This window comes from Microbacterium sp. UNCCL10 (genome assembly GCF_000746195.1).
GTDB classification, from domain to species: domain Bacteria; phylum Actinomycetota; class Actinomycetes; order Actinomycetales; family Microbacteriaceae; genus Microbacterium; species Microbacterium saccharophilum.
Window position 1 is genome coordinate 31,824 of record NZ_JQKT01000007.1, and the last position, 25,289, is coordinate 57,112.

The 25,289-nt window shown below is 71.8% G+C and carries 27 protein-coding genes; 17 read left to right on the forward strand and 10 right to left on the reverse strand.

Annotated elements, in window-relative coordinates:
- Positions 1-155: 155 nt before the first annotated feature.
- The gene (locus tag BR85_RS00310) at positions 156-866 is read right to left on the reverse strand and encodes a winged helix-turn-helix domain-containing protein (protein ID WP_028497005.1); all 711 of its coding nucleotides are present in this window, start codon (positions 864-866) and stop codon (positions 156-158) included.
- Between the two features lie 383 nt (positions 867-1,249).
- On the opposite strand from BR85_RS00310, the gene BR85_RS00315 reads away from it, so the two are divergent.
- From BR85_RS00315 to BR85_RS14785, 4 genes are all read left to right on the forward strand, one after another.
- Complete coding sequence (locus BR85_RS00315; protein ID WP_028497004.1) at positions 1,250-1,828, forward strand: P-loop NTPase family protein; 579 nt, start codon at positions 1,250-1,252, stop codon at positions 1,826-1,828.
- The gene (locus BR85_RS00320) at positions 1,825-2,121 is read left to right on the forward strand and encodes a GNAT family N-acetyltransferase (RefSeq protein ID WP_028497003.1); all 297 of its coding nucleotides are present in this window, start codon (positions 1,825-1,827) and stop codon (positions 2,119-2,121) included. The genes BR85_RS00315 and BR85_RS00320 overlap by 4 nt, the downstream gene beginning before the upstream one ends.
- A 105-nt stretch (positions 2,122-2,226) precedes the next feature.
- Positions 2,227-2,517 (forward strand): hypothetical protein, encoded by a 291-nt coding sequence (locus tag BR85_RS00325; protein ID WP_028497002.1) that lies wholly within the window; start codon positions 2,227-2,229, stop codon positions 2,515-2,517.
- The gene (locus BR85_RS14785) at positions 2,514-2,894 is read left to right on the forward strand and encodes a hypothetical protein (RefSeq protein WP_051526378.1); all 381 of its coding nucleotides are present in this window, start codon (positions 2,514-2,516) and stop codon (positions 2,892-2,894) included. The genes BR85_RS00325 and BR85_RS14785 overlap by 4 nt, the downstream gene beginning before the upstream one ends.
- A gap of 7 nt (positions 2,895-2,901) precedes the next feature.
- Here BR85_RS14785 and BR85_RS00335 read toward each other — a convergent pair whose 3' ends face one another.
- On the reverse strand, positions 2,902-3,738 hold the full coding sequence (locus tag BR85_RS00335; protein WP_051526377.1) for an alpha/beta fold hydrolase: 837 nt from the start codon (positions 3,736-3,738) through the stop codon (positions 2,902-2,904).
- Between the two features lie 56 nt (positions 3,739-3,794).
- Here BR85_RS00335 and BR85_RS00340 point away from each other — a divergent pair, with 56 nt between their 5' ends.
- The 4 genes from BR85_RS00340 to BR85_RS00355 all read left to right on the forward strand — a co-directional run bounded on the left by BR85_RS00340 (position 3,795) and on the right by BR85_RS00355 (position 8,828).
- Complete coding sequence (locus BR85_RS00340) at positions 3,795-4,079, forward strand: DUF2277 domain-containing protein (RefSeq protein ID WP_028497001.1); 285 nt, start codon at positions 3,795-3,797, stop codon at positions 4,077-4,079.
- A 59-nt stretch (positions 4,080-4,138) separates the two neighbouring features.
- Entirely contained in the window at positions 4,139-5,290 is a 1,152-nt protein-coding gene (locus BR85_RS00345) for an exonuclease SbcCD subunit D (RefSeq protein ID WP_028497000.1), read from the forward strand.
- Entirely contained in the window at positions 5,287-8,289 is a 3,003-nt protein-coding gene (locus BR85_RS00350; RefSeq protein ID WP_028496999.1) for an AAA family ATPase, read from the forward strand. Before BR85_RS00345 ends, BR85_RS00350 begins: the two co-directional genes overlap by 4 nt.
- Before the next feature lie 359 nt (positions 8,290-8,648).
- Positions 8,649-8,828: a hypothetical protein gene (locus BR85_RS00355; RefSeq protein ID WP_028496998.1), complete on the forward strand. Its 180-nt coding sequence runs from the start codon at positions 8,649-8,651 to the stop codon at positions 8,826-8,828.
- Positions 8,829-8,871: 43 nt separating this feature from the next.
- Here the strand turns inward: BR85_RS00355 and BR85_RS00360 are convergent, their stop codons facing one another.
- Positions 8,872-9,429: a phosphorylase family protein gene (locus BR85_RS00360; RefSeq protein WP_028496997.1), complete on the reverse strand. Its 558-nt coding sequence runs from the start codon at positions 9,427-9,429 to the stop codon at positions 8,872-8,874.
- Positions 9,430-9,524: 95 nt separating this feature from the next.
- On the opposite strand from BR85_RS00360, the gene BR85_RS00365 reads away from it, so the two are divergent.
- Positions 9,525-10,112, forward strand: a complete 588-nt coding sequence (locus BR85_RS00365; RefSeq protein ID WP_028496996.1) for a hypothetical protein — start codon at positions 9,525-9,527, stop codon at positions 10,110-10,112.
- 3 nt (positions 10,113-10,115) lie between these two features.
- Here BR85_RS00365 and BR85_RS00370 read toward each other — a convergent pair whose 3' ends face one another.
- A complete protein-coding gene (locus BR85_RS00370) occupies positions 10,116-12,212 on the reverse strand; it encodes an NAD(+) synthase (RefSeq protein ID WP_028496995.1) in 2,097 nt (698 codons plus the stop codon).
- 82 nt (positions 12,213-12,294) lie between these two features.
- Between BR85_RS00370 and BR85_RS00375 the strand changes: the two genes are divergently transcribed.
- Positions 12,295-15,813, forward strand: coding sequence for a TM0106 family RecB-like putative nuclease (locus BR85_RS00375; RefSeq protein WP_028496994.1), 3,519 nt, complete (start codon positions 12,295-12,297; stop codon positions 15,811-15,813).
- Between the two features lie 34 nt (positions 15,814-15,847).
- On the opposite strand, the gene upp is transcribed toward BR85_RS00375, so the two are convergent.
- The gene (upp, locus tag BR85_RS00380) at positions 15,848-16,480 is read right to left on the reverse strand and encodes a uracil phosphoribosyltransferase (RefSeq protein ID WP_028496993.1); all 633 of its coding nucleotides are present in this window, start codon (positions 16,478-16,480) and stop codon (positions 15,848-15,850) included.
- Positions 16,481-16,542: 62 nt separating this feature from the next.
- Between upp and BR85_RS00385 the strand changes: the two genes are divergently transcribed.
- Positions 16,543-16,974, forward strand: a complete 432-nt coding sequence (locus tag BR85_RS00385) for a nucleoside deaminase (protein ID WP_028496992.1) — start codon at positions 16,543-16,545, stop codon at positions 16,972-16,974.
- Positions 16,975-16,992: 18 nt separating this feature from the next.
- On the opposite strand, the gene BR85_RS00390 is transcribed toward BR85_RS00385, so the two are convergent.
- The gene (locus tag BR85_RS00390) at positions 16,993-17,961 is read right to left on the reverse strand and encodes a cation diffusion facilitator family transporter (RefSeq protein WP_028496991.1); all 969 of its coding nucleotides are present in this window, start codon (positions 17,959-17,961) and stop codon (positions 16,993-16,995) included.
- A 17-nt stretch (positions 17,962-17,978) separates the two neighbouring features.
- On the reverse strand, positions 17,979-19,091 hold the full coding sequence (locus tag BR85_RS00395; RefSeq protein ID WP_028496990.1) for an alpha/beta fold hydrolase: 1,113 nt from the start codon (positions 19,089-19,091) through the stop codon (positions 17,979-17,981).
- A 100-nt stretch (positions 19,092-19,191) separates the two neighbouring features.
- Here BR85_RS00395 and proC point away from each other — a divergent pair, with 100 nt between their 5' ends.
- Positions 19,192-20,028 (forward strand): pyrroline-5-carboxylate reductase, encoded by an 837-nt coding sequence (gene proC, locus BR85_RS00400; RefSeq protein WP_028496989.1) that lies wholly within the window; start codon positions 19,192-19,194, stop codon positions 20,026-20,028.
- A 6-nt stretch (positions 20,029-20,034) separates the two neighbouring features.
- Here proC and BR85_RS00405 read toward each other — a convergent pair whose 3' ends face one another.
- Positions 20,035-20,706, reverse strand: a complete 672-nt coding sequence (locus BR85_RS00405) for a potassium channel family protein (RefSeq protein WP_028496988.1) — start codon at positions 20,704-20,706, stop codon at positions 20,035-20,037.
- Positions 20,699-22,141 carry a TrkH family potassium uptake protein gene (locus BR85_RS00410; RefSeq protein WP_028496987.1) on the reverse strand — a complete coding sequence of 481 codons (1,443 nt, stop codon included), beginning with the start codon at positions 22,139-22,141 and terminating at the stop codon, positions 20,699-20,701. Before BR85_RS00410 ends, BR85_RS00405 begins: the two co-directional genes overlap by 8 nt.
- A 67-nt stretch (positions 22,142-22,208) precedes the next feature.
- Here BR85_RS00410 and BR85_RS00415 point away from each other — a divergent pair, with 67 nt between their 5' ends.
- The 5 genes from BR85_RS00415 to BR85_RS00430 all read left to right on the forward strand — a co-directional run bounded on the left by BR85_RS00415 (position 22,209) and on the right by BR85_RS00430 (position 23,711).
- Positions 22,209-22,604 (forward strand): ArsR/SmtB family transcription factor, encoded by a 396-nt coding sequence (locus BR85_RS00415; RefSeq protein WP_028496986.1) that lies wholly within the window; start codon positions 22,209-22,211, stop codon positions 22,602-22,604.
- Between the two features lie 93 nt (positions 22,605-22,697).
- The gene (locus BR85_RS00420) at positions 22,698-22,889 is read left to right on the forward strand and encodes a helix-turn-helix domain-containing protein (RefSeq protein ID WP_028496985.1); all 192 of its coding nucleotides are present in this window, start codon (positions 22,698-22,700) and stop codon (positions 22,887-22,889) included.
- An 83-nt stretch (positions 22,890-22,972) separates the two neighbouring features.
- Positions 22,973-23,071: a 30S ribosomal protein bS22 gene (locus BR85_RS15075; RefSeq protein WP_003792170.1), complete on the forward strand. Its 99-nt coding sequence runs from the start codon at positions 22,973-22,975 to the stop codon at positions 23,069-23,071.
- A gap of 89 nt (positions 23,072-23,160) precedes the next feature.
- Positions 23,161-23,415 (forward strand): glutaredoxin family protein, encoded by a 255-nt coding sequence (locus BR85_RS00425; RefSeq protein WP_028496984.1) that lies wholly within the window; start codon positions 23,161-23,163, stop codon positions 23,413-23,415.
- The gene (locus BR85_RS00430; protein ID WP_028496983.1) at positions 23,412-23,711 is read left to right on the forward strand and encodes a Dabb family protein; all 300 of its coding nucleotides are present in this window, start codon (positions 23,412-23,414) and stop codon (positions 23,709-23,711) included. Before BR85_RS00425 ends, BR85_RS00430 begins: the two co-directional genes overlap by 4 nt.
- A gap of 22 nt (positions 23,712-23,733) precedes the next feature.
- On the opposite strand, the gene BR85_RS00435 is transcribed toward BR85_RS00430, so the two are convergent.
- Positions 23,734-25,179 carry an HNH endonuclease signature motif containing protein gene (locus tag BR85_RS00435; RefSeq protein ID WP_051526376.1) on the reverse strand — a complete coding sequence of 482 codons (1,446 nt, stop codon included), beginning with the start codon at positions 25,177-25,179 and terminating at the stop codon, positions 23,734-23,736.
- Between the last annotated feature and the right edge of the window lie 110 nt (positions 25,180-25,289).

Here is a 25,289-nt window from a genome sequence, read left to right on the forward strand (position 1 = left end):
ATGCGGGTGCGGGCCGCTGTGACCCGCCATTCGGCGCGGATGAATCCTCGCCGCCCGATTCGCCCGCGCCGAAATGCGGGTGCATGAGGGCTGCACCCGCCATTCAGCGCGGATGAAGTCCAGGAGGGTGGGCGTGGGGCGACGGTGCGAGTGGCTCAGAAGCGGTCGGGGGACGGCGTGCCGTGGCCGTAGCGGATGACGACGTCGGCGTGCCGGTCGAAGCGGTAGCCGATGCCCCGCACGGTGCGCACGATGTCCTCGTACCGGCCGAGCTTGGAGCGCAGGCGCCGCACGTGCACGTCGATCGTGCGCTCACCGGGCGCCTCGTCGTCGCCGGCGTGGCTCCACAGCGACGACACGAGCTCGGTGCGCTCGATCGTCCGTCCCTCGCGGAGCACGAGGTACTGCAGCAGCTCGAACTCCTTGAAGGTGAGCGGTGCGGCCTCGCCGTCGATGTGCACGCGGCGGCGCGAGATGTCGATCGTGACGCCGCCGGGGACGTGGTCGTCGGCCGGCTCGTCCTGCTTCGTGCGGGCGACGGCGCTCGGCTCGTGCAGCGCGAGGCGCACGACGTCCACATCCCGTCCGCCGGCGCCGGCCGGGGCGAGGGCGACCGTGGCGTACGTCTCGGCGTGCGGGGCGAGCTCGCCGATCGTGCGGCGCAGCGCCTCGACGAGCACGGAGAGGCTGACGCCGTCGGCGGCCGCCTTGGCCTCGTCGATGCCGACGTACAGGGCGAAGCCACGGGGCGCGGTGCCGGCCGGCAGGGCCGCAGCCGGGGCGGGCGCGGCGGGCTTGGCAGGGGCGACATCCTCGACGGCGCGCAGGTGACGGGTAGGGCGGGTGAGGAGTGCGGTGTTCGACATGGCGAAGTCCTTCGGGGAGGGAACCCGGGGCGCGGTGCCCGTCACGGGTTCGAGTGTGTTGCGCGGTCGGCCGCAGATCGGCCGATGTGCGAGGCAGCCGGCTTCCGCGTCGTGGGCGGAGGGAGCCGGTGGCTCGGGGGCTGGCGCACCGCGTTCAGAAGCGGCGGGGCAGCCCGGCGGGGATCACCGTGTCAGCGACACATTCGGCAACACATGACAACACGCTGCGGCATCATGATGCCGGCAGTTCCGTTCGCCTCCAGGGCGGACAGAGTGCGTGCGTTGTCAGTCATAGGCTTGATTATGACGAAGCGTGTCCACATGTGTCAAACCGCACGGATGCCGTCGTCACAACGTGACGGAATGTGACAGATTGCTCAGTCGTGACTGAACCGCCCCTTCGCCGGGTCCGCATCGTCGGCACCTCGGGCTCCGGCAAGTCGCATCTGGCCGCCCAGCTCGCCACGATCCTCGGCGTCGCGCGCCTCGAACTCGATGCCGTGTTCTGGGATGCCGAGTGGACGTACCGCGACCTGGAAGAGGCGCACGCGCAGGTGCGCGCGTTCGCTGCCGAGAATCCGGACGGCTGGGTCGTGGACGGCAACTGGACGTCCCGGCTGCAGGGGCTGCTCGACCCCGGGACGCCTGGAGGCGCGGACGTCTACGTCTGGCTGGACCATCCGCGCCGCACCGTTATGCGCCGGGTCATCGGCAGAACGCTGCGCCGCGGCATCCTGCAGGAGGAGCTGTGGCACGGAAACCGGGAGCGTGTGCGCGATTGGGTGCGCTGGGAGCCGGAGCGCAACATCGTCCGCTGGGCGTGGACGAACCACCCTGTGACGCGGGAGCGGATGCTGCAGCGGATCGCGGACGGTGTCCCGGTGGTGCGGCTGCGCGGACAGCGAGAGGTCGACGCGTGGCTCAGCTCGCTGTCGGAGAAGCGGCGTAGCGTGGAGCCATGAGCTTCACGTTCGCGAACGAACCCGACGCCTCGCGGTACACGCTCCACAAGGGCGATGACCTCGTCAGTGTCCTGGACTACCGCGACGACGGTCGCACCGTCGCCATGACGCGGGCCTACACCGTGCCCACCTTCCGCGGCCACGGGTACGCCGGCGAACTCGTCGAGCGTGCCGTCGCCGACATCGAGCAGCGCGGCGACCGGGTCGTCAGCCCCGTGTGCTGGTACGTCGCCGACTGGTTCGCCGCGCACCCCGAGCGCGCCGGTCTCCTCGCCGCGCGCCGCGCGAGCTGACCCGCGCCTACTCCGCGGCTACTGCACAACACCGAGGGCGTCAACCCTCTGGCCGCCCGCCCGCCCGTGGGCGACGGTGGGGGCACGACCGATAAGGAGCGTGCCATGAACCAAGACAACCCCGAGGGCATGATCGACGGGAACCCCGCCGGCGGCTGGGAATCCGGCGACGTCGCCGACCAGGAGACGAGGGAGCAGAGCGACGCCGCGACGGGTGACGCCTCGCTCGCCGCTTCCGAGGCGGCGAACGACGCCGACCGGCAGGGAGGCGGCTCCGCCGGAGAGGGCATCCTCGCCCCCGACGGCGTGCAGATCTCCGACCAGTTCGTCGAGAGCGCCGAGATCCAGCAGGGCCTCGACCCCGACATGGTCACCGACGAGCAGGCCGACCGATGAGCGGCACGGCGAACGAGTTCGACGAGCCGGGCGGCAACTACCCGGATGCCGGAGGGCCGGACGCGAAAGCCCAGGCCAGCGACGCCGGCGTAGGCGGTGCCATCGCCGACGAGCACGACGACCGTGACGACGCCGCCTCCACCCCCGCCGGAACGCCGGATGCCTCGGCGGCGGGCACGCAGGACGCCCCCGCCATGGACACCCACACGGCGTCCGGGGACGACAAGCTCGACGGTCTTCTCGCCCAGGTGCGTTCCGACGGCCAGGGGCAGGATGCCGCGATGGTGGAGAAACTGCTGCGCAGCCGGCTCCCGGACACGGGCCTGCAGCTCGACGAGGGGCGCATCGCCGCCCTCGTGCGGGAGATCTCCGGCTGAGCGGCCGTCACTCCGAAACGAAGGCCAGGATGCGGTCGGCCGCGGGTCGCGCGTCGCGGATGAGCGTCTCGTGCCCGTGGTCGGCCAGCTCGGCCAGTTCGGCATCCGGGATGAGCGTCGCCACGCCCACGCACCACTCCTGCGGCGCGACGTAGTCCTCGGCCCCGCGCAGCACGAGGGTCCGCGCGGCGACGCGCGGATACACCTCCTCGGGACGGTGCACGAGCATGGCGGTCATCTTGCGGCGCAGGTGCGGGCCGGCGCGGAGGTACTCCCGGCCGCCGAGGAGGAAGACCCGCGGGCTCTCCACGAGGAGGTCCCGCGCCAGGCGCAGGAGCTGACGCGGCGCCGTCCGAGCGCGCGGATCCACGGTGGGGCCGGCGAGGACCAGCGCGCCGACGAGCTGCGGATGCCGGACGGCGAGCTCGACGGCCACCTGCGTGCCCATCGAGTGGCCGATGACGACGGCATCCGTCTCGCCGCGGTCGCGCAGCAGCGCGGCGACGAAGTCCGCCGTCCGCGCCATCGTCGGGGTCCGGGGCGGCTCCGGGGCCTCGCCGTAGCCGGGCTGGTCGATCATCCAGACCCGGCCGTGCGGTGCGAGGTGCGCGGCGAGGTCGGCGAAGACGCGACGCCCCATCCCGATCCCGTGCAGGAGGAGGAACACGCGCGGGCCCGCGCCGAGCTCCTCGAGGATCAGCTCGGCGCCGTCCACCGTGAAGGGTGACACGACGCCGTCCTCCTCGGGGACGCCGGCGAGCCGCTCCACGAGGTCATCCGCCGCCGCGGCGAACTCGGCCGCGGAGTCGGGCGGCGTCTTCGGTCCCTCGTCGCTCGCGCCCATCCCTCGAGCGTATCCGGGGGCTGTCGCCGCGCGGGACGCCGTCGTACCGTGGGGGCATGTGCCGCAACATCCACACCCTGCACAACTTCGAGCCGGCCGCGACCGGCGACGAGGTGCACGCCGCCGCCCTACAGTACGTCCGCAAGATCGCCGGGACGACGAAGCCGTCGAAGGCGAACCAGGCCGCGTTCGACCGTGCCGTCGCCGAGATCGCGCACGCGACCCATCACCTCCTCGAAGACCTCGTCGCCGTGACCCCGCCGAAGAACCGCGAGGAGGAGGCCGCGAAGGCGCGCTCCCGGGCCGAGAAGTCCGGACGGTACGCCCCGCGCGTCGCCTGATCCAGGGGAGCGCCGCCCGCTTCACCGGGGATGTCGGCGCTCGCTCGTAGCGTGGAGGCATGCGCATCCTGCACACCTCCGACTGGCACATCGGGCGGACCTTCCACGGTCACTCCACGCTCGATGCGCTGCGCGGCGTGCTCGAGGCGCTGACACAGCAGGTGCGTGACGAGAAGGTCGACGTCGTCATCGTCGCGGGCGACGTGTTCGACTCCGGCGCCCCCGCGGCCGCCTGCTACACCCTGCTCTCCGACACGCTGCGCGCGCTCGCCGACACCGGTGCGCAGGTCATCGTCACGAGCGGCAACCACGACTCCGCCGCACGGCTGGGCTTCCAGGCCGGGCTGCTGCGCGACGGCATCCACGTCCTCACCGATCCTGCCGCCATCGGCACGCCGATCACGGTGACGGATGCCGACGGCCCGGTGCACTTCTACGGCATCCCCTTCCTCGAGCCCGCGCTGCTGCGCCACCTGTGGCCCGCCGCCCGCTCGCAGGCCGACGTCCTCGGTCATGCCATGGAGCTCGTCCGCGCCGATCTCGCGCAGCGCGGCGAAGGCCGGTCGGTCGCGATCGCGCACTGCTTCGCCGCGAAGGTCGAGCCCACGCCGCAGCTCGAGCGCGACATCCAGCAGGGCGGGCTCGACGTCGTGCCGTGGTCGTGCTTCGACGGCGTCGACTACATGGCCCTCGGCCACATCCACGGGCGACAGGAGCTCGCGCCGCATGCGCGCTACTCCGGCGCACCTCTGCACTACAGCTTCGGCGAGGGCTCCAAGCCCCGCGGCAGCTGGCTCGTCGAGCTGGATGCGACCGGTCTCGCCGGCGTCACCTGGCTCGAACTGCCCGTCCCGCGCCGGCTCGCGACCCTTCGGGCGCCGCTCGAGGACATCCTCACCGACGCGCGCTTCGCCGCGCACGAGGACGATTGGGTGTCCGTGGAGTACACCGACGACCTCCCGCAGCGCGAGCCGCTGCGGCGGCTGCAGGCGCGGTTCCCGCACTGCGCCAAGGTCGTGCACGCCCCCGCGGCGGTCCGCGAGCGGGTCGGCGGCACCTACGTCGACCGGGTGCGCGCGGCGCGCAGCGACCGGGAGCTCGTCGACGCGTTCCTGCAGCACGTCCGCGACGGGCAGGGCGCCTCCGAGCGGGAGGCCGACCTGCTCGCGGACGTCCTCGACGAGCGCACCAAAGCGGAGGCGCTCGCGTGAAGCTGCACCGCCTCGAGCTCACCGGGTTCGGGCCGTTCCGCGAGACCCAGACCGTCGACTTCGACGCGTTTTCCGGCGACGGCGTCTTCCTCATCTCCGGACGCACGGGCGCCGGCAAATCCAGCATCCTCGACGGCGTGAGCTTCGCGCTGTACGGATCCGTGCCGCGGTACGACGGCGGCGAGCGCCGGCTGCGCAGCGACCACTGCGCGCTCGGCGATCCCACCGAGGTGCGCCTCGAGTTCACGGTCGGCGACACCCGGTGGCGCGTCGCCCGCGCCCCGGAGTACGACCGTCCCGCGAAGCGCGGCGGCGGCGTGACCACGGAACCGACCCGCGCGGAGCTCGAGGAGCTCGTGGACGACGTCTGGGTGGGACGCGCCGCAAAGCCGCGCGATGTCGCGCTGCTGCTCGACGGCATCCTGGGGCTGAACGCCCAGCAGTTCCAGCAGGTCATCCTGCTCGCCCAGAACCGGTTCTCCCGCTTCCTGCTGGCCTCTCCGAGCGAACGGCAGACGCTGCTGCGGACCCTCTTCGGCACGCGGCGCTTCGAGGAGTACAAGGACGATCTCGAGGAACGGCGACGCCAGGCGCAGCGACGTCTGGAGGGCGCCGGGGAGCGTGCAGGCACGCTCCTCGATCTCGCCGAGCGGCTCATCGACGAGCGAGGGCTCGGCGGCGGCGGCGACCGGCCCGACGGACTCGACCTCTCGGCCCGGCGGGAAGCCGCCGACCTCGCCCTGCAGCGCGCGGAGTACCAGGTCGAGCAGCAGACGACCGAGCGAGAGCGCACGGATGCCGCCGCGGCGGCCGCCGCAGACGCGCACGCGGCGCTCGTCGCCCGGGCGAAGACCCTCGGCGAACTCGTCGCGGCGCGGGCGGAGCTCACGCGACTGGAGGACGATGTGCCGCGCATGGCCGACGAGCGCGCGCGGCTCGAGCGTGCGCTCGCGGCCGAGGCGCTGCGCGCGACCCTCGCGGCGGCGACCCGCGCCGAAGCGGCGGCGGCGGTCGCGACAGCCGCGCGCGCCCAGGCGGATGCGGACTGGATCGCCGCCGGCGGCGACGTGGCCGATGACCTCGACGCCGTGCTCGAGGCGCTCACCGGTGACCTCGCCCTCTGGGGTGCGGCCGAAGAGGCCGAGCGTGACCTCGTCCGCGTCGAGGCCGACCTCGCAGCGCGGGAGGCGGAGGTCGCGTCGCGCGCGCAGGAGATCGCGACGCTCGACGAGCAGCGGGCGCTCGTGCCGGCCGAGCGGGACCGGCTGACCGCCCAGCGTCGGGCCGATGCGGCCGTCGCCGCGCGCCTGACCGATCTTCAGGACCGCCGGGACGCGCTGCACGCGCGGCTCGCGGCGGCGCAGGAGGCAGTCGGGCTCGCGGAGGCCGCCGCGCGCGCCGACCTCGAGTACGCGCGCCGCAGCGCCGAGTCCGGCAACGCGGCGGACGCCGTCACGCTCCTCCTGCAGCGCCGCCTGGCCGGCCACGCGGGGGAGCTCGCCGCCCAGCTCCTGGACGGCGAGCCGTGCAGCGTCTGCGGATCCCTCGAGCACCCGCATCCAGCGGCGGCAGCCACGGAGCCCGTCACCGACGACGACCTCACCACAGCGGAAGCGGCGCGCGATGCTGCCGCGGAGGCCGCGCGCACCGCGGGGGACGCCGCCCGGGCTGCCCGCGACCGCCTCGCCGACGCGAACGCCCGCGCCGGAGGCGGCGACGTCGACGAGCTCGCCGTGCAGCTCACCGCCGCCCAGGCAGATCTGCGGGCGGCCGAGGAGGCGCAGCACCGCGTCGCGCTCCTCGACGCCCAGCTGACCGAGCTCGACGACCTCGACGCTGCCGCGCGGGCGGAGCGCGCGGCGCTGGACGCGCGGCTGGCGGAGGATCGGGCCGCCGTCGCAGGGCTCCAAGCCACCGCCGACGCGCTCCGCGCCGACGTGCGCGCGGCCCGCGGTACCCACGACACCGTCGCCGCGCGCGTGGCCGAGGCCCGCGGCCGCCGAGACCTCGCGCGCGACTGCCTCGCCGCCCGCGAGCGGGCCGCAGAGCAGGAACGAGCCCTCGCGACCGCCGTGGCCGACCGCGACGCCGGCCTCGCCGACTCCGTGTTCGACTCGGCCGTCGCGGCCGCTGACGCGCTGCTCGACCCCGCCGAGCGAGCGGCGGTAGACGGGCGGCTCTCGGCGCACGCCGCGGCCCTGGCCGCGACCCGCGCGCGCCTCCTCGCCCTCGAGCTCGAGAGCATCGACCTCGTCGACCCGCCCGACCTGGCGGCATCCGAGGCTGCGGCGGCGGCCGCCGACATCGCGCGCGCCGCCGCGATCGCGGCCCAGCGGGACGCGCAGAACGCCGCCGACCGGCTCCGCGACCTCCTCGTGCAGACGGATGCCGCCTACGCCGACGTCGCCGCGATCGCCGACGAGACCGCGGCCATCACACGCCTCGCCGACACCGTCGCTGGCCGGGCGCCCAACACGATGAAGATGGACCTCGAGACCTTCGTGCTCGCGGCCGAGCTCGAGGAGATCGTCGCGGCGGCGACCCTCCGCCTCGCCGAGATGTCGGCGGGACGGTACTCGCTGCACCACTCGGACGCGCGACAGGCCCGCAACGCGGCGTCGGGGCTCGGCATCGAGGTGCTCGACGCGCACACCGGTCTCCGCCGCTCGCCGCAGTCCCTCTCCGGAGGCGAGACCTTCCTGGCATCCCTGGCCCTCGCGCTCGGCCTCGCCGAGGTCGTGACGAACCGCGCCGGCGGGCTTCGGCTCGACACCCTGTTCGTCGACGAGGGCTTCGGCTCACTCGACCCCGAGACCCTCGACCTCGCGATGCGCACGCTGGACGAGCTGCGCGCGGGCGGCCGGACCGTCGGCGTCATCAGTCACGTCGAGGCCATGAAGGAGCAGCTCCCCGCGCAGCTCGTCGTCACGGCGACCCCGGAGGGCCCGAGCGTCATCCGTCAGGACGTCGCCGTCCCGGGGTCGTACCCGACGCCATAGCCAGGCGCTCGGCGGCTGCCACGGCGGGCCACGGCGGGCGGTCCGCCCTGGGGCGGGTGGCCGAGGCCGCGCCGCGCCGTCACGCCGCGTTGTGCCGTCACACCGCGTTGATCCGCGCCGAATGGTGGGTGGAGGGCCTTCGGACCCGCATTTCGGCGCGGGCGAGGCCGGGGATGCTGCGAGGTGCGCCGGCACGACGGTGCTGCGCTACGGCCGGCGACGCCCGCGCGGGAGATTGATCCGCGCCGAATGGTGGGTCGAGGGGCCCCGCACCCGCACTTCGGCGCGGGCGAGTGCGTAGCCGCGCCCCCCGCGCCCGCCGCGGCGGATGAGCTCCGCCCTTCTCCTAGGCTGGGGGTATGACCCGCAGCAGCCTCTGGACGGTCGTCGGCGTCATCGTCGCCGTCGTCATCGCCTGGTTCCTCGTCGACGTGATCTTCAAGCTCGCGTGGCTCATCGCCAAGCTCGGCATGGTCGCGATCGTGGCGGTGGTGGTCTTCCTCGTCATCCGGATGCTGTTCCGCCGGAGCGAGGACTGAACACGCCCACGAGCCGCAGAACGTCGTCCCGCGCCAGGCGGGCTCAGACTCCGTAGAGCTCGCGCACGCGGTCGCGCAATTGCACGCTGCACGCGGCGACCGCGGCGCGCCAGTCGGTGATCGCGTCGTCCTGGGCGTTGTCCGACACCGCCTTGAGGACCCGGATGCGCACCCCGAACTGTCCGGCGACCCAGATGTAGGCGTAGGTCTCCATGTCGACGAGCGTGCCTCCGAGGGCACGGATCGCCGCGACCGTCGCCGCGTCGTCGACGAAATGGTCGCCCGTCGCGATGATCGCGCCGCCGGCGGCGCCGGTCGTCACCTGCGACGGCAGCGAGACGTGCTGACCGGCGATGCCGTCGATGTCCGACACGTCGTGCTGGATCGCGGCGGTCACCTCGTGGACACCCGTCGTCTCGCGGTCGACCGCTCCCGCCGTGCCGACGACGAGGACCTCGTCGTACGCGCCGGCATGGAGGGCGCGCGTGAGCGCGTGGGTGGCCTGCAGCTTGCCGGGACCGGTGACAAGGCGGTCGAATCCGTCGAGCGTATGCGGGAATGCGGACAGTTCGGACTCGAGGGCGGCGACCAGCAGTTTCACTCCGCCATTCTCCCAGGGGTTACGCACGGCCGGCGCGGCTCCCCCTCGGCGGCCCAGTTGGGCCAAGATGGGGGAAGGTCGGACGAGGGAGAGACATGACTCTGCAGACGGTTCTTCTGGACACTCCCGAGGGCATCTCGGCGCGGCTCGGGTGGGATCCGGGCACCACCGTGCACGACCGCCGCCGCATCATCGCGAAGGAGCTCGTCGCCACCCGGCTGCGGTGCGAGCCCAGCGACATCAAGATCGAGCGCGAGGCGCCCCGTGGCTTCGGCTACCACACGCGGCTCATCGCCTCCCGCGACGGGGCCGAACTCCCGATCGCGATCGTGACGGCGAGCTACCGCGCCGCGACCGTCGTCGCGATCTGCGATCCCGGGCTGCCGTTGGGCATCGACATCCGCGACCTGCACCCCGAGGACGCGGACGTGCGGCAGATGAAGAAGCACTCCCACCTCTTCGACGAGAACAACATGAGCGACCTCCTGCACCACTGGGTGTGCGTGCAGGCCGTCCTCGAGGCCGACGGTCGCGGTGTGCGGGTCGCCCCCGACCACGTGCGTCTGGATGCCGGCCGGCACCGCGGCTGGCTGCCCGACCGGACCATGAAGTACGGCCTCGTCGATGCGTCGCGGGACGGATGGGTCATCACGCTGGCCTACGGTCTGCTGCCCACCGCCTGACGCTCAGTCGACGAGGTCGGGCAGCGCCGCCTTCAGCTCGGCGAGCCAGGCGTTCGCGTTGCCGTCCGATGGGGCGCGCCAGTCGCCGCGCGGCGACAGCGACCCGGCGGCGGAGACCTTGGGTCCGTTGGGGATCGCGGAGCGCTTGAACTGGGCGAACCCGAAGTAGCGCTTCAGGAACACCTGCAGCCACCGCACGATCTCGGCGCGGTCGTACGCGTAGTGCTCGTCCGCGGGGAATCCCGGGGGCCAGGCTCCGGCATCCGCGTCGGACCAGGCGTGCTCCGCGAGGAACGCGATCTTCGACGGTCGCAGCCCGTAGCGCAGCACGTGGAACAGCGTGAAGTCGTGCAGCGCGTACGGGCCGACGGTGTCCTCGGTCGACTGCGTCTTCCCGTCCTCGCCGGCGGGCACGAGCTCGGGGCTGATCTCGGTGTCGAGCACCGACTGCAGCACCGCCTTCGCGGCATCCGTGAGCGACGTCCCCGACTCCTCGTCGGAGCTGTGCGCGATCACCCAGCGGATGACGTGCTGGATGAGCGTCTTGGGGACGCCGGCGTTGACGGCGTAGTGGCTCATGTGGTCGCCGACCCCGTAGGTCGCCCAGCCGAGCGCGAGCTCGGACAGGTCGGAGGTGCCGACGACGAAACCGCCGTTCTGGTTCGCGAGCCGGAACAGGAAATCGGTGCGGACGCCGGCCTGCACGTTCTCGAAGGTGACGTCGTAGACCGGTTCCCCATCGGCGAAGGCGTGGCCGATCCCTTCCAGGATCTGCGTCGCCGTCGGGCGGATGTCGATCGTCGAGATCGTCGCGCCGATGGCCTCCGCGAGGGCGATGGCGTTGGATTTCGTGTGCTCGCTCGTCGCGAATCCCGGCATCGTATAGGCGAGGATGTCGCTGCGCGGCCGCCCCATCCGGTCCATGGCGCGCGCCACCACGAGCAGCGCGTGCGTGGAGTCCAGGCCGCCGGAGACGCCGATGACCGGCTTCGGGGAGCCGATGGCCCGCATCCGCTGCTCGAGGCCCGACACCTGGATGTTGAACGCCTCGTAGCAGTCCTGGTCCAGGCGTCCCGGGTCGTCGGGCACGAACGGGAAGCGGTCGACGGGGCGGCGCAGCCCGATGTCGCCGGTCGGCGGGTCGAGCGTGAACGACACCGTGCGGAAGTCCGCGTCGATCGTCTCGGTGCGGATGCCGAGCGACCGGCGGTTGTCGTCGAACGTGCCCTGGCGGAGGCGATCCTGGCGGATGCGGTCGAGGTCGATGTCGGCCACCGCGCGGCGCGGACCGTCGGGGAAGCGCTCGGTCTCGGCCAGGAGGTTCCCGATCTCGTAGATCATCGTCTGGCCGTCCCACGACACGTCGTTGGTCGACTCGCCCTGCCCTGCGGCGGCGTAGACGTACGCCGACAGGCAGCGCATCGACTGCGACAGGCACAGCGTCTTGCGGTCTTCGGCGCGGGCGATCGTGATGGGGCTGCCGGACAGGTTCGCGAGCACCGTGGCGCCCGCCAGGGCGGCACGGGAGGACGGCGGCACCGGCACCCAGAAGTCCTCGCACACCTCGGCGTGCACGCGGAGGTCGGGCAGGTCGACGGCCTGGAAGATGAGGTCGGGACCGAACGGGGCCGACAGCTCGCCCCGGTCGAACCATTCGCCGCGCAGGTCGTCGCCGGCGGCGTACCAGCGGTGCTCGTAGAACTCGCGGTAGGTGGGCAGGTACGACTTCGGTGCGATGCCGATCACCTCGCCGCGGTGGATGACGACGGCGCAGTTGTAGAGCCGGTTGCCGTGGCGCAGCGGCGCCCCGACGATGAGCAGGGTGCGCAGGTCCTCGGACTCCCGGGCGATGCGCAGCAGCGCCGCCTCGACAGCCTCGAGCACCGGATCCTGCATGACGAGGTCCTCGATCGAGTAGCCGGTGAGACACAGCTCCGGGAACACGGCGACGGCGACACCGTCGTCATGGGATTCGCGCGCGGCGGTGAGGACGGCATCCGCGTTCGCCTGCGGGTCGGCGATGGCGACGGGGATCGTGCAGGCCGCGACCCGCGCGTACCCGTGCCGGTAGACGCTCTCGAACGGTGGTGTCGTGCTCATTTCCCCAGTCTGTCAGGTGCGGCCGGTCCCCGGCAGAGCCGCTGTCGGCGGCCGCGGCTAGTGTCGATTCCGGAAGGGGAACATGCGATACATCGAGGACGAAGGCCGGATCGTCTGGAGCGCGAGCGATCTCAAAGCCGCTGCCGAATGCGAATTCGCGTGGCTGCGGGCGATCGACGCGAAGCTCGGGCGGGTCGCTCCCGTCGAAGACCCCGAAGACCTGACGCTGGAGCGCGCCGGGCGGCTCGGCACGCAGCATGAGCTTCGGGTCCTCGCGGCCTACCGCGAGCGGTTCCCGGACGGCGTCATCGAGATCCCCGAGACGCGGTCGTCGGATGCCGAGGGCCTCGCCCGCGCCGTCGCGCTGACGGGGGAGGCGCTCGCCTCGGACGCGGCCGTCGTGTACCAGGCCGCGTTCGCGACGGAGGAGTTCGTCGGGTTCGCCGACTTCCTCGTTCGCGATGAGGACGGCAGCTGGATCGTGCAGGACACCAAGCTCGCGCGGCACGCCCGCGTGACCGCGCTCATGCAGCTCGCGGCATACGCCGACCAGCTCGATCGGCTGGGTGTGCCCCGGTCGGAACGCGTGGAGCTGCTGCTGGGCGACGGCACCGTCTCCACCCACGCCGTGCGCGACCTGCACCCCGTCTACGCCCTGCGCCGCGCACGGCTGCGCGCGCTCATCGCCGACCGTGACCTGGCCGCAGGCGCGGCCGGCGCGGCCATCGCGTGGGGCGATGACCGCGGCGCGCTGCGGGTCATCGCGTGCGGGCGGTGTGCGACGTGCGACCTCGAGGTCATCGCGCACCGCGACCTGCTCCTCGTCGCCGGGATGCGCCCGGTGCAGCGCGAGCGCCTCCGCGCGGCCGGCATCCGGACCATCGACGACCTGACCACGGCCGACGCGCCGCCGGCCCGCATGTCTGCGGATACGTTCGCGAACCTCCGCACCCAGGCGCGGCTGCAGGTGGCGAGCCCCGCGGGAGGCATCGTCGCGATCGCTCCCGCGGACCCGCCCACCCCACCTGAGGCGACGGACGGCGACAAGGCCCTGCCGCCCGTGCCCACGTTCGAGGTCGTCTTCCCGAAGGCCCTCGGCGCCCTCCCGCGCCCCGACCACGGCGACCTGTTCTTCGACTTCGAGGGCGACCCGCTCTACACCGAGGGGGGCACGCCGCAGTGGGGGATCGACTACCTCTTCGGCTGGGTCGACACCCGTGACGTGTACTCGTCGCTCTGGGCGCACAGCTTCGCCGACGAGCGCCGGGCGCTCGAGGACTTCCTCGACCTCGTGGCGCTGCGCCGCGCGCAGCATCCGGGGATGCACATCTACCACTACGCGCCCTACGAGCCCACCCACCTGCTGGCGATGGCGGCACGGCACGGCGTGCGCGAGCGCGACGTCGACCGGCTGCTCCGCGACGGCGTCTTCGTGGACCTGTATCCCGTCGTGCGGCGCGCGCTGCGCGTCGGGTCCCGGTCGTACTCGATCAAGAAGCTCGAGCCGCTCTACATGGGCGCCGACGTCCGCACGAGCGACGTGCAGCGCGGCGACGACTCGATCGTGAAGTACGTGGAGGCGCGCAGCCACGCCGAGGCCGGCGATGACACGTCCGCGCAGCGGATCCTCGACGACCTCGCCGATTACAACCGCTACGACTGCGTCTCCACCCGGCGGCTCCGCGACTGGCTCGTCGACCGGGCGCGGGGGGCGCAGCTGCGTCCGTCGCTCGAGCCGGACGCCGATGAGCGCGCGTACGAGCCGTCACCGCGCGCCGAGACCCTCAGCCGTCTCGCCGCCGCCGTCGACGACGAACAGCAGTCCGCGGCGCTCCGCCTCGGCTCCGCAGCCATCGACTACTACCCGCGGGAGGCGAAGACCTTCTGGGCGACGCATTTCCTGCGCCTGCGCGAGCCCGTGACGGTGTGGGAGGACACCCGCGACGTCGTCGTGATCGACCGGGACCGCTGCCGGATCCTGACCGACTGGCACCTGCCCGAGGGAGCGCGCGCGATCCGCCGCATCGTGGAGCTGCGCGGGGAGGTCGCCCCCGGCACGCGGCTGAGCGTGGATGCCAGCCCCTACGCCGTCTACGAGCTGCCGGCGCCGTTCCCCGTCGAGACGAACCCGCGGTGGATCCACACGGCCCGGTCCGTGCGGATCGTGGACGTGCTGGATGACGGTGTGATCGTGGAGGAGAACGCCATCCAGGGCTTCACGTGGGCCGAGCTCCCGGTCGCCCTGACGCCGGCGGCGCCGCCTCAGGCAGGCAGCCAGCAGGCCGCGATCGACGAGTGGGCCGACGGCGTCATCCAGGCGACGCCGGCGTTCCCGGCAGACCCCGCCACCGACCTTCTGCTGCGGCGCCCGCCGCGCACGGGCAGCGGCGCGCTCGCGCGCGGCGGAGGCGACGACGTGGCCGACATCGTGCGGACGCTCGCGGACCTCGACCGCAGCTATCTCGCGGTGCAGGGCCCGCCCGGAACCGGGAAGACCTACGTCGGCTCGCACGTCGTCGCGCGCCTCGTCCGCGAGCGGGGCTTCCGGGTCGGCGTCGTCGCCCAGTCCCACGCCGTCGTCGAGCACATGCTCGACCGGATTGTGGAGGCCGGCGTGCCCCGCGCGCAGGTCGCGAAGGCGCCGAAGGGACCGGCCACCGGGTCGGAGTCCTTCACCGTCATCGCCAAGAACGCCATGGCCGCCTACATCGCCGACCAGCCCGCGGGCTTCGTCGTCGGCGGGACGGCCTGGGACCTCAGCCACGGCGGGCGCATCGCGCGGCGCAGCCTCGACCTCCTCGTCATCGACGAGGCCGGCCAGTTCTCGCTCGCCTCGACGATCGCCGTCTCGGTCGCCGCGCAGCGGCTCCTGCTGCTGGGCGACCCGCAGCAGCTGCCGCAGGTGAGCCAGGGCACGCATCCCGAGCCCGTCGACACGTCGGCGCTCGGATGGGTGATGGATGGGGCCGCCGTCATCCCGCCCGACCGCGGCTACTTCCTCGCCCAGACCCGGCGCATGCGCCCCGAGGTCGCAGCCCCCGTGTCGCAGCTGTCCTACGAGGGCAAGCTCGCCGCCCACGAGTGCACCGCGGGGCGCCGGCTGGCCGGCGTCGCGCCCGGCGTCATCCCGGTCCCCCTCACCCACGTCGGGAACGCGACACAGTCGCCCGAGGAGGCGGAGGTCGTCGTCGGACTCGTGCGCGACCTCGTGGGAAGCGCATGGACGCCGGATGCGGATGCCGCACCCCGTCCGCTGACCGCGGCGGACATCATCATCGTGACGCCCTACAACGCCCAGCAGGTCCTCGTCGAGGAGGCGCTGGCCGCGGCCGGGTTCGCCGACGTCCCGGTGGGGACGGTCGACCGGTTCCAAGGCCAGGAGGCCGCGGTCGCCATCGTGTCCCTCGCCGCGTCGTCGGGCCGGGACGCACCGCGGGGGCTGGAGTTCCTGCTGCTGCAGAACCGCCTCAACGTCGGCGTCTCCCGTGCCATGCACACGGCGTACGTCGTCTACTCGACGGGGCTCCTGGACGACCTGCCTCGCACGCCGGACGGCGTCGCGCGGCTCAGTGCGTTCGCGCGTCTGGTCGGCGCGGCCTGACGGGCGGGCTCGCCTGCTTCCGCCTCGAGGGGGGTCAGACGGTGCCGTAGAGGCGGTCGCCGGCGTCGCCGAGTCCGGGCACGATGTACCCCTGCTCGTTGAGCCGCTCGTCGACGGCACCGAGCACGAGGGTCACATCGCGGTCGCCCACCTGCTTCTCGATGGCCGCGAGACCCTCCGGAGCGGCGAGGATGCAGATCGCGGTGACATCCTGCGCCCCGCGGGCGAAGAGGAAGTCGATGGCGGCGCCGAGCGAGCCTCCGGTGGCGAGCATGGGGTCGAGCACGAAGCACTGCCGGTCGCTGAGATCCGTCGGGAGGCGTTCGGCGTAGGTCGTCGGCTCGAACGTCTTCTCGTCCCGCGCCATCCCGAGGAAGCCCACTTCGGCCGTGGGGAGGAGCTTGACCATGCCCTCCAGCATCCCGAGCCCGGCACGCAGGATCGGGACGACGAGCGGACGCGGCTCGCTGATCTTGACGCCGATCGTCGTGGTGACGGGGGTCTGGATCTCGTGGTCCTCGACGCGGACCGAACGGGTCGCCTCGTAGGCCAGGAGGGTGACGAGTTCCTCGGTCAGCTGCCGGAAGACCGGCGACGAGGTGTGCGCGTCGCGCAGGACCGTGAGCTTGTGGGTGATGAGCGGGTGGTCGGCGACGTGGACACGCATGGGACCAGGTTACCGGGGCCTACTCTGATGCTGTGACTGTCTCGGCCCACGACTCCGCCGCGATGGACCGCGCCCTGCAGCTCGCCGCCGCGGCCGGCGCCGCCGGCGACGTACCGGTGGGGGCCGTCGTGACGGATGCCGACGGCACGGTCATCGGCGAAGGACGCAATCTCCGGGAGGCCACCGGCGACCCCACGGCGCACGCGGAGGTCGTCGCCCTGCGGCAGGCCGCCGCCGCGCGCGGGACGTGGAACCTCGACGGGTGCACGCTGACGGTGACGCTCGAGCCGTGCGTCATGTGCGCCGGCGCCGTGCTGCAGTCGCACGTCTCGCGCCTCGTGTTCGGCGCGTGGGACGACAAGGCCGGTGCGGCCGGGTCCCTGTACGACGTCGTGCGCGATCGGCGGCTGCCGGTGCGCGCGGAGGTCGTCAGCGGGGTCCGTGCGCACGACGCGGCGCGCCTGCTGCGCGAGTTCTTCGACGCGCGGCGCTGACGGCCGGCCGGTGGCCGGTCAGTCGCTCGAGGGCATGACGATCGTGTCGGTGGGCGGGGCGGGGACGCCGGCCTCGCGCCGCACGATGTCGGGCTCCAGGTAGATCACGCGCGCGGCGGGGACGGCATCCCGGATGCGCCGCTCGACCGTGTCGATGTCGAGAGCCACTTCGCCGAGCGCCTTGTCGTGCGGGAAGCCGAGCTTCGCGGCGACGAGCAGCTCGTCCGGGCCGAGGTAGAGGGTCTTCATGTGGATGAGGCGCTGGATCTCGCCGCCGGCCTCGATCGCCCGGACGATCGCCGCATGGTCGTCCGGGTTCGCGCCCTCGCCGACGAGCAGGCTCTTGGTCTCGATGCCGAGGGTGATGGCCACCAGGATGAGCAGCGTGCCGATCATGAGGGTGCCGATGGCGTCGAAGATCGGATTGTGCGTGATGGCGGTCATGCCCACGCCGAAGAGGGCGAAGACGAGGCCGGTCAGGGCCGCGATGTCCTCCAGCAGCACGACGGGCAGCTCCGGCGCCTTCGCATGCCGCACGAACGACACCCAGGACTGGCCCTCGCGGCGCACGTGGTTCGATTCGCGGATGGCGGTGCGCAGCGAGAAGCCCTCCAGCACGATCGCGATCAGCAGGACCCCGATCGGGATCCAGACGTTCTCCAGCTCGTGCGGGTGCGTCAGCTTGTCGACGCCTTCGTAGATGGAGAAGAGGCCGCCGACGGAGAACAGGATGATCGCCACGACGAAGGCGTAGACGTACCGCTCGCGACCGTAGCCGAACGGATGCTCCGCATCCGCCTCCTTGCGCGCCTTCCGGCCGCCGAGAAGCAGCAGGAGCTGGTTGCCGGAGTCGGCGACGGAGTGGATCGCTTCGGCGAGCATCGACGCCGAGCCGGAGAGGAACCAGGCGATGAACTTCGCGATCGCGATGCCCATGTTCGCCAGGAACGCCGCGATGATCGCCTTGCTGCCGCCGGATGCACTCATGACGACGAGTCTAGGGTTCAGTCGGAGGAGCTGATGATGATCGCCTCGGTGATGGGTGCCGGGGATGCCGGGTGGCCGATGTAGCCGATGACCTCCAGGAGGGCGCGGCGGAACTCGGCGGGCCGCTCCAGGTGGGGGGAGTGGCCGACGCCCTCCATCGTCACCTCGGTGACCTGCCCGCCGCCGGCGCGGTACGCGTCGAGCACGTCCCGCGTCTGCGACACCATCGGCTGCGCGGGAGCGATCTCCTCGCCGGGCCAGCCGGGGATGACGCCGATCTGCCCGAGATAGTTCAGGTCGTAGAACGAGGTGTCCGAGACGATGGCGTCGACGGTGCCGTGCACCCACAGGATCGGCGGCTTGACGGGCAGGTCCACGATTCCCGACACGTTGAAGTGCTTCGGGACCATGGTGTTGAGCACGCCCGTGTCGCCCGCGGCGAAACCCGGCCAGTTCTCGCTGTCGACCCCGTCGCCCGGGTAGTTGGCGACCGCGGTGGACGTGGTCAGCATCGACTCGACCCACACGTCCTCGTGCGGTGACGTGTAGCCGGGCGCGACGTAGCCGGACCGGAAGACGCTCCGCGGGGAGGTGGGGGCGTCATCGGTGCGGTCGCCGTCGGTGAGTCGCTGCACGAAGTCGGGGTTCGCTCCGCCCCCGCCGCACCCGGCGTCGTCGTCGGTGAGCCGGGTGCCGTCGCGGCGTGTGCCGCCGAAGCCGTACGGCGAGACCGGTGCCTGCAGGGTGAGCGAGCGGACGGGGTGGTCCAGCGCGTACTGCATGACGACGCCGCCGCCCATCGACCAGCCGACGAGGTGGGGCGCGTCGATGCCGAGCTCGGTGAGCGTCAGGTGGATGTCGTCGCTGAAGTCGCGGACGCCGCGCGTCGCGTCGATGGGGGCATGCTCGGTGCCCCCGAACCCCCGCAGATCGATCGCGATGACCCGGAGGTCGCCGGGCAAGTCCTGCATGAGCTCCTGCCAGAACAGGCTCGAGGAGACGTTGCCGTGGATCAGCACCACGGTGCGATCGGGCGGTGTGGCCGGGTCGTCGCCGTCCCGCTCCAGGATGTTGACGCTCAGTCGATCCGTGTCGACGAGTCGGGTGGTGATTCCGTCGAATGGCCTCATGAACCCGACTATAGACCCGCGCCCTTTTCATGTGAACGGGCTTTCAGGTCCTGCCGGCGGCGGGGCGCACCGGCTCCCTCGCGGGTGCGAGGATGGGGGCATGGCAGACGACACGCTCCCCTCGATCGCGATCCTCGGCGCCGGCTCGATGGGCGGTGCGATCCTGCAGGGGCTCGTCCGCTCCGGCGTGGCCGGGGCGCTGACGGCCACGAACCGCAGCGCCGCGAAGGCGACGGAACTCGCCGATCTCGCCGGAGTGACCTCCGTCGCGCTCGAGGACGACCCCGACGGGAACCGCTCGGCGGCGGCCGCGGCCGACATCATCCTCATCGGAGTGAAGCCCGCGATGGTGCCCGACCTGCTCCGCGAGATCGCCCCCGGCGTCCGCCCCGGCACCGTCGTCGTGAGCCTCGCCGCCGGCGTCACGCTGGCGACGTTCGCGTCCGTCCTCGGCGACGACGTCCCCGTCATCCGCTCCATGCCGAACACGCCCGCCGTCGTCGGCAAGGCCGTCACCGGCATCGCCGCCGGCCGCGCCGCGACGGCCGAGCACGTCGCCGTCATCCGGCGCCTCTTCGAGACGTGCGGCGCCGTCATCGAGCTCGCCGAGGAGCAGATCGACGCGCTGGGCACGATCTCCGGGTCGGGGCCGGCCTACGTGTTCCTCCTGATCGAGGAGCTCACCGCCGCGGCGCGCGCCAAGGGGTTCGAGGACGCGGACGCGCGCCTCATCGTGGAGCAGACGTTCATCGGCGCCGCGGCGCTCCTGGATGCCACGAAGGAGGACCCCGCGGAGCTACGGCGCCGGGTCACGAGCCCCAAGGGGACGACGGAACGGGCCATCGCGGTGCTGCAGGACGCGCACCTCGCGGACCTCTTCGGCGCGGCCACCGATGCGGCGCTCGCGCGGTCGCGCGAGCTCGCTGCCGGCGCCTGAGGCTGCTCAGCGGTCGAGCGCCGCGAACCGCTCGATGTCGGAGTTCGTTCCCGACACGATGATGAGGTCGTGGTTGGTGACGATCGTGTTCGCCTCGGCGTAGCGGAACGGCTTGCCGGGGCTCTTCACGCCGACGACCGTGACGTTGTACTTCGTGCGGACGCCGGATTCGTTGAGGCCGACTCCGCGGATGAACTTCGGCGGGTACATCTTGGCGAGGACGAAGTCGTCGTCGAAGCGGATGAAGTCCAGCATCCGGCCGCTCACGAGGTGCGCGACGCGCTCTCCGGCCTCCCGCTCCGGGTACACGACGTGATTGGCGCCCACCCGGGCGAGGATCTTGCCGTGCGACTGCGACACGGCCTTGGCCCAGATCTGCGGGATCTTCAGGTCGACGAGGTTCGCCGTGATGAGCACGGATGCTTCGATCGACGAGCCGGTCGCGACGATCGCGACCTGGAAGTCCTGCGCGCCGATCTGCTTCAGGGCCTCGATGTTGCGTGCATCGGTCTGCACGGCGTGGGTGACGCGCTCGGACCACTTCTGCACGAGTTCGAGGTTCGCGTCGATCGCGAGGACTTCGCGGTCGAGGCGGTCCAGCTCCCCTGCGCAGGCGGCGCCGAATCGGCCGAGGCCGATGACGAGAACGGGGGCATCGCCCCGGATCTGCTCAACCAACGATCGGCCTTTCCACCGGCAGCGAATAATGCTGCGTACGGGACGTCGCGGCCACCGCCGCGGCGAGAGTCACTGTACCAACGCGCCCCATGAACATCGTCAGCGCCAGGACGTAGACCGCCGAGTCCGGCAGTTCGGCGGTGATCCCCGTGGACAGCCCCACGGTCGCGAATCCCGAGATGACGTCGAAGAGCACCATCTCGACGGGAGCCTTCGTGAGCTGTGCGATCGTGATGGTCGACAGGGCGACGATCGTCGATCCCCAGGCCACGACGGACAGGGCCACGCGCTGGACGTCGCTGGGGATGCGGCGGCCGAACGCCTCGACGCTGGGGCGGCCCTTCGCCTCCGACCACACGGCGAGGGCGAGGACGGCGAGGGTCGTCACCTTGATGCCGCCCGCCGTCGAGGCCGAGCCGCCGCCGACGAACATGAGCATCGACGCCGCGACGAGGGACGAGCCGTTCAGCTCCCCGATGTCGATGATGGAGAAGCCGCCGGAGCGAGTCATGGCGGAGAGGAACAGTGCCTGGAACGTCGTGTCCCACGCGTCCAGGCTCCCGAAGGTCGCAGGGTTCTCGTACTCCAGCAGGACGAAGACGCCGGCTCCGACGAAGAACAGCAGCACCGTCGTGATGATCGTCAGCTTCGCGTGCAGCGACCAGCGGCGCACGTGCCACTGGTGCCGCCACAGCGTGAAGATCACCGGGAAGCCGATGGATCCGAGGAACACGCCGGCCATCAGCACCGTGAGCATGAAGTAGTTGTCGGCGAACGGCTCGAGCCCGCCCTCGTTCGGGGTGAAGCCCGTGTTCGTGAACGACATCGCCGCGTAGTACGGCGCCTCCCACAGCGCCGTCAGCGGGTCGACGCCGCCGAGGATCAGCGACGGGTAGAGGAGAACCGCGAGGATCGCCTCGATGACGAGGGTGGACAGGGCGACGGTCGACAGGAGCTGGCCGACTTCGCCGAGTCGCACCGTCTGACCCTCGTTGACCGGGCCGCCGTGCGCCCGCAGCGGGTTCGAATCGCCCGCCGCCATGAGCTTCGCGCGCAGTCCCAGGCGCTTGGAGATGACGAGGCCGAGGATGGACGCGAGGGTCAGCACACCGAGGGCGCCGACGTTGACGCCCACGTACACGAGGACGTGGCCGACGGGGGACCAGTGCGTCCCCATGTCGACGGTGGACAGGCCCGTGACGCAGATCGTCGAGACGGCGGTGAACAGCGCATCCGCGAGCGGCGTGGGATTCCCGTCGGCGGCGGCGATCGGCAGGGAGAACAGCGCAGTGAAGACCAGGACGAGCGCCGAGAAGATGAGGACGGCGAAGCGGGACGGGGACGAGGTGGCGGCATGGCGCGCGCGCTGCCAGGCGCCGCGCTGCCCCTGACCGAACACGCGCCCGAGGCGCGCACCGACGGAATCGCCCGCCATGTGACGCCCCTCTCGTGAAGAATCGTTGTCATGGTACTCCGGCGCGGCCGAGGGCTAACCTAAGGGCATGGCGGACATCTTCGACGTGATCGCCGACGGTACCCGTCGGGACATCCTGCAGCTGCTGCTCGAGCGTTCCCGGTCCGGTGAACGTGGAACGAGCGTGTCGCAGATCGTCGCCGCCCTGGGCGTGAGTCAGCCCACCGTCTCCAAGCACCTCAAGGTGCTGCGTGAGGCCGAGCTCGTCTCGGTGCGCGAAGTCGGCCAGCACCGCTACTACAGCCTGTCGCCCGCACCGCTGGATGTGCTCGACGACTGGCTGATCCCCTTCCTCGAAGAGGACGGGCCGGAGACGGCGCCACTGCCGGACTCGGCGGCCCACGCCGCCGACATCGTCGGCCGTGCCGCGGCATCCGCGAAGCACGCCTTCGAGAGCGCACTCAAGAAGCTGCCCGGTCGCTGAACAACAGGAGTCACACCGGTTTACACGCGTCGTATCCTGCCCCTAAGATCGACCTAGGATTCGCCGACACACCACTGGGGACAAGGGGACACGATGGCCGAGCTGTCGGACGTGCGCTTTCTGACCGTCGCCGAAGTGGCGGATCTCATGCGCGTGTCGAAGATGACGGTCTACCGTCTCGTCCATGCCGGAGAACTGCCCGCCGTGCGGTTCGGCCGGAGCTATCGCGTACCCCAGACGGCGGTCACCGAGGCACTGCAACGGCCCATCGCCGATGTCGGCTAGAATGACCTGAGGCATTTTTCCGCATTGCCCGTACCCGGACGCGAACGTATCGCGTCCAGACCCCAGACATAGTGAGGTTTTCCGTGGGTTCTGTCATCAAGAAGCGCCGCAAGCGCATGGCGAAGAAGAAGCACCGCAAGCTGCTTCGCAAGACTCGCCACCAGCGCCGCAACAAGAAGTAAAGCGGCCACCACACCGAGCGCCTGCCCTTCGTGGCGGGCGCTTCGTGTTTCCGGCGCGCCCGCCCGGTGACCGGTGCCAGGATGGATCTGTGACCACGCTCACCCTCATCTCCAAGCCCGACTGCCATCTGTGCGATGTCGCCCGTGAGATCGTCGAGACCGTTGTGGCAGAGCTCCCCGAAGGTCAGGTCGAGATCGAGGAGCAGTCGATCGCCGACGACCCGGCGCTGTACGCGCAGTGGTGGGAGAAGATTCCGGTCGTCCTCGTGGACGGCCGCCTGCACGCGCACTGGCGGCTGTCTGCCGACCGCCTGCGCACCGCCCTGACCGAGGAGCACCAATGATCCGCCACGTCGTCGCCTTCCGTCTGTCGGCATCGGATGCCGGCACCCGCGCCGAGCAGGCCGCCGAGGCCGCCCGGCAGCTGAATGCACTCTTGCGTGTCGTGCCGACGCTGCGAGCGATGAGCGCGGGTGCGAACATGCTCGCGCCGGACGCGAACTGGGATCTTGTGCTGGTCGCCGATTTCGACGACGAAGCGGGCCTGGACGCCTACCAGGTGCACCCGGCACACAAGGACGTCACCGCGTACATCGGCAGCATCCGCGCCGAGCGCGTCGCCGTCGACTTCACCATCTGACGCCGGCGGGCCTCGGCGGGACTCAGAAGGGCGGGGGATCGCCCGGGTCGCGCGGGATGTTCCACGGCTGCCGCAGCGGGACGAAATGCACGACCGGCGGGGCGTCGTTGCGATAGCGGCGACCGGTGGGGGAGATGAACTCCAGTGCGCCGCCGCCGAGCTGTCGGATCTGCCAGGGCGACGCATGTTTGAGGACGTGATGCGCGCGGCAGAACAGGGTCAGGTTGGCGAGGGTGGTCTGGCCGCCGTCCGCGTGAGCGATGGTGTGGTCCGCATCGCAACGGCCTGCCGAGCGACGGCATCCTGGCCATCGGCACTGCTCGTCACGCGCCTCGAGGTAGCGGCGGATCTGGGAACTCGGCCGGTAGCGGTCCACTGCGAGCGGCTCGCCGGTGTGCGGGTGGGTGAGGACTCGGTCCCAGCCCGGAGCCTGGGCGGCGAGCCGTCGCGCGGTCGCCGCGTCGATCGGACCGTGCCCGGCCAGCAGCGCCGGCTCGCCGCCGATGCCCGCCAGGGTCAGCACGGGAATCGTCACCTGGACGGTGCCGCGGATGGCGCCGAGCGCATCGGGGTCGCCGTGTCCCGTCGGCGAGGCGCACAGCAGCAGGTCGCAGAGGACGTCCGCACGACGCTGATCCATCGAGCGGCCATCGCAGAGCTTCGCTTCCGTCGCGTCTGCCGAGGCGGACGTGGCCGCGTCAGCGATCCCGGCGTGCTCGGCCGCTTCCTCGTCGACGTCCTCATCGCCGTCTTCGTCGAGTGCATCTGCCATGTGAGTGAGCCGATCGAACACCGCGTGGGCGATTGTGGTGGGCAGATCCGCCAACATGCGGGACAGTCCGGCCTCCAGGTCGAAGACCCGCACCCGACGCCGTTCGTGCGCCTGGCGCTGGCGCGTCTCGGCCAGCTCGGGCTGCAGCCGGGCGGCGACGACCTCCGCGTGGTGCCGAAGCGCCGGTGCCGTCGCCTGCTCGGCGATCGCCAGCACGATGGTCTCGTAGTGCGCCCGCACATCGTCGTCGGTCAACGCCGAGCCCGCGTCGATGATCGCGGAGGCATGCCGCTCGTCGATGCGACCGCTGCGGAGCGCCGCGAGGGTCGCGGGGAAGGTGGAGACGAGGGCGGCGCCATCGCCCAGCCACCGCTGCACGGTCTGCTCGGAGACGCGCAACGCCGTGCTCAGCTCCGCCGTGACCTCGCGCAGCGGGATCGCGTCACCGATGGGCTCTCCGCGCCCCACGCCGGCTGCGCGGCGCTGGGCGACGCGCTGCTCGACCAGCCGCAGCGCCGCGGCACAGAGCTCGGCGCGCTCGGCGTGCAGGAGCGCCATGGCTGCACGGTTGCGCTCGGCCTGCGCCACGACGTCGCTGAGCTCGGCCCAGTGCGGCTCGATAGGGCAGGGCGGCTCGATGGACTCGTGCGGATGGACGTGCCCGTGCGGGTCGATGGGTTCGGGTGATGCGGCCATGCTGCTCCTGACGTCGATGCGTCAGGAGGCTTCGTCCTGCTCTACCCAGACCGTCGGCATGAAGGCGCCTGCGGCTACGCCCATTATCGCTCGGGGCTCCGACATCCGAA